Source organism: Pseudomonas sp. Sample_24, from assembly GCF_004307605.1.
In the GTDB taxonomy this organism is placed as follows: domain Bacteria; phylum Pseudomonadota; class Gammaproteobacteria; order Pseudomonadales; family Pseudomonadaceae; genus Aquipseudomonas.
The window spans coordinates 1-3,111 of the sequence record NZ_RCNW01000422.1 but is presented as its reverse complement, the minus strand read 5'-3'; the positions used below and the strand labels follow the sequence as shown (position 1 = coordinate 3,111).

Below are 3,111 nucleotides of genomic sequence, written 5' to 3'. Positions count from 1 at the left end.
GGGTGGCGAAGCCGCCATCCCTGTGGCGAGGGAGCTTGCTCCCGCTGGGTGGCGAAGCCGCCCCAAAACCGGTCGATGCGGTTTTTCAGACAAACCGCATCAACTCTTTTGGGAGGGCTGCGCCCTCCAGCGGGAGCAAGCTCCCTCGCCACAGGAGCGGCGGCTTAGCTCCCTCGCCACAAAAAGCAATGATTCAGTTTTTTCAGAAGTCCAGGCAGGGCCGCTGCGACCGCCCTCGCCTTTTTGGAGCACCGCACCATGACGCTTGCAGTCCAGTTCACCAACGTTTCCCGTCTGTTCGGCGAAGTGAAAGCCGTTGACCGGGTTTCCATCAACATCCAGGACGGCGAGTTTTTCTCCATGCTGGGGCCTTCCGGCTCGGGCAAAACTACCTGTTTGCGCCTGATCGCCGGTTTTGAACAACCCAGCGCAGGCTCGATCCGCATTCATGGCGAAGAAGCCGCCGGGCTGCCGCCGTATCAACGTGACGTGAACACCGTCTTCCAGGATTACGCGCTGTTCCCGCACATGAACGTTCGCGACAACGTCGCTTACGGTTTGAAAGTCAAAGGGGTCGCCAAGGCCGAGCGCCTCAAGCGCGCAGCCGAAGCCCTCGACATGGTCGCCCTCGGCGGCTATGGCGAGCGCAAACCCGTGCAGCTGTCCGGCGGCCAGCGCCAGCGCGTGGCCCTGGCCCGTGCGCTGGTCAATCGTCCGCGTGTGCTGTTGCTCGATGAACCCCTCGGTGCGCTGGATTTGAAGCTGCGCGAGCAGATGCAAGGCGAGCTGAAAAAACTGCAACGCCAGCTCGGCATCACGTTCATTTTCGTCACCCACGACCAGACCGAAGCGCTGTCGATGTCCGACCGCGTGGCGGTGTTCAACAAGGGCCGCATCGAACAGGTCGACTCGCCGCGTAATCTCTACATGAAACCGGCCACCACCTTCGTCGCGGAATTCGTCGGCACCTCCAACGTGATCCGCGGTGATCTGGCGAAGCAAATCAGTGGCAATCCGCAGCCGTTCTCGATTCGTCCCGAACACGTGCGTTTCGCCGAAGGCCCGCTGGCCAGCCACGAAATCGAAGTCACCGGCTTGCTCCACGATATCCAGTACCAGGGCAGCGCCACCCGCTATGAACTGAAACTGGAGAATGGCCAGACCCTGAACATCAGCCAGGCCAACAATCAGTGGATCGACAGCAGCGCGCAGCACCAGACCGGGCAGCGCCTCAGTGCGCGCTGGGCGCGGGAAGCCATGGTCCAGTTGCACGACACCGTCGTCGGCGGGGTGTGAAATGAGCACCTTGGCTATTTCTCAAACCCAGTCGGGAGGTTCGCCGTTGCGCAGGTTTTCCAACCTGTTGTATCGCCGGCCCAACCTGTACCTGTCGATGCTGCTGGTGCCGCCACTGTTGTGGTTCGGTGCGATCTACCTCGGTTCGTTGCTGACATTGCTGTGGCAAGGCTTCTACACATTCGACGACTTCACCATGGCGGTCAGCCCCGACCTGACCCTGGCGAACTTCGCCGCGCTGTTCCAGCCCTCGAACTTCGACATCATCCTGCGAACCCTGAGCATGGCCATTGTCGTGTCGATCGCCAGCGCCATCGTCGCGTTCCCGATTGCCTACTACATGGCGCGCTACACCACCGGCAAGACCAAGGCGTTTTTCTACATCGCGGTGATGATGCCGATGTGGGCCAGCTACATCGTCAAGGCCTATGCCTGGACCCTGCTGTTGGCCAAGGGCGGCGTGGCGCAGTGGTTTGTGCAGCATCTGGGACTGGAGCCGGTCTTGCAGTTCGTGCTGGGCATTCCGGGTGTTGGCGGCAGCACCTTGTCGACCTCGCACCTGGGACGCTTCATGGTGTTCGTCTACATCTGGCTGCCGTTCATGATCCTGCCGATCCAGGCCTCGCTGGAACGCCTGCCGCCGTCATTGCTGCAAGCCTCCGCCGACCTCGGCGCCAAGCCGCGCCAGACCTTCATGCAAGTGATTCTGCCGCTGTCGATTCCGGGGATTGCCGCCGGTTCGATCTTCACGTTTTCCCTGACCCTGGGCGATTTCATCGTGCCGCAACTGGTTGGCCCACCGGGCTATTTTGTCGGCAGCATGGTCTACGCCCAGCAAGGTGCGATCGGCAACATGCCGATGGCCGCTGCGTTCACGTTGGTGCCGATCGTGCTGATCGCCATTTACCTGTCCATCGTCAAACGTCTGGGGGCCTTCGATGCACTCTGAAAAAGCCTCATTAGGCCTGCGCATTGCCGCCTGGGGTGGGTTGGTGTTCCTGCACTTCCCGATCCTGATCATCTTCCTGTACGCCTTCAACACCGAAGACGCGGCGTTCAGCTTTCCACCCAAGGGCTTTACCCTGAAGTGGATCGGCGTGGCGTTTTCGCGGCCCGATGTACTGGAAGCGATCAAGCTGTCGCTGCAAATCGCGGCCATCGCCACGGCGATTGCCATGGTCCTCGGCACGCTGGCGTCGGCGGCGTTGTATCGCCGGGATTTCTTCGGCAAACAAGGCATTTCGCTGATGCTGATCCTGCCGATTGCCCTGCCGGGGATCATCACCGGCATCGCCTTGCTGGCGACCTTCAAGACGCTGGGCATCGAGCCTGGGATGTTCACCATCATCGTCGGTCACGCGACGTTCTGTGTGGTGATCGTCTACAACAACGTCATCGCCCGCTTGCGCCGCACTTCGCACAGTTTGATCGAGGCCTCGATGGACCTCGGCGCCGACGGCTGGCAGACCTTCCGCTACATCATCCTGCCCAACCTGGGCTCGGCGTTGCTGGCCGGTGGCATGTTGGCGTTTGCGTTGTCGTTCGACGAAATCATCGTCACCACCTTCACCGCCGGCCATGAACGCACCTTGCCGCTGTGGCTGCTCAACCAGCTCAGCCGCCCACGGGACGTACCGGTGACCAACGTCGTGGCGATGCTGGTGATGATCGTGACCATGCTGCCGATTCTCGGCGCTTATTACCTGACGCGCGGTGGTGAGAGCGTGGCGGGGAGTGGCGGGAAGTAACTGACAACCCGATTCCCAATGTGGGAACCGAATTCCTGTGGGAGCTGGCTTGCCAGCGATGGGGCCG

Annotated in this window: 3 protein-coding genes; all 3 read left to right on the top strand. The window is 61.3% G+C overall.

All coding sequences use genetic code 11. The features are described from left to right. The first annotated feature begins 258 nt into the window (after positions 1 to 258). Genes D8V06_RS24780 through D8V06_RS24770 form a run of 3 tightly spaced genes read left to right on the top strand, consistent with a single transcriptional unit; the run spans position 259 to position 3,044 of the window. Positions 259 to 1,296 (top strand): ABC transporter ATP-binding protein, encoded by a 1,038-nt coding sequence (locus tag D8V06_RS24780; protein ID WP_130932004.1) that lies wholly within the window; start codon positions 259 to 261, stop codon positions 1,294 to 1,296. A gap of 1 nt (position 1,297) precedes the next feature. Continuing rightward, positions 1,298 to 2,245, top strand: a complete 948-nt coding sequence (locus D8V06_RS24775) for an ABC transporter permease (protein ID WP_130905170.1) — start codon at positions 1,298 to 1,300, stop codon at positions 2,243 to 2,245. Beyond that, a complete protein-coding gene (locus D8V06_RS24770) occupies positions 2,235 to 3,044 on the top strand; it encodes an ABC transporter permease (RefSeq protein WP_056856299.1) in 810 nt (269 codons plus the stop codon). Before D8V06_RS24775 ends, D8V06_RS24770 begins: the two co-directional genes overlap by 11 nt. The last annotated feature ends 67 nt before the right edge of the window (positions 3,045 to 3,111 follow it).

Bases quoted from the DNA above. Each gene is read 5' to 3' on its own strand.
- D8V06_RS24780 (WP_130932004.1), top strand. From the start codon at position 259: ATGACGCTTGCAGTCCAGTTCACCAACGTTTCCCGTCTGTTCGGCGAA.
- D8V06_RS24775 (WP_130905170.1), top strand. From the start codon at position 1,298: ATGAGCACCTTGGCTATTTCTCAAACCCAGTCGGGAGGTTCGCCGTTG.
- D8V06_RS24770 (WP_056856299.1), top strand. From the start codon at position 2,235: ATGCACTCTGAAAAAGCCTCATTAGGCCTGCGCATTGCCGCCTGGGGT.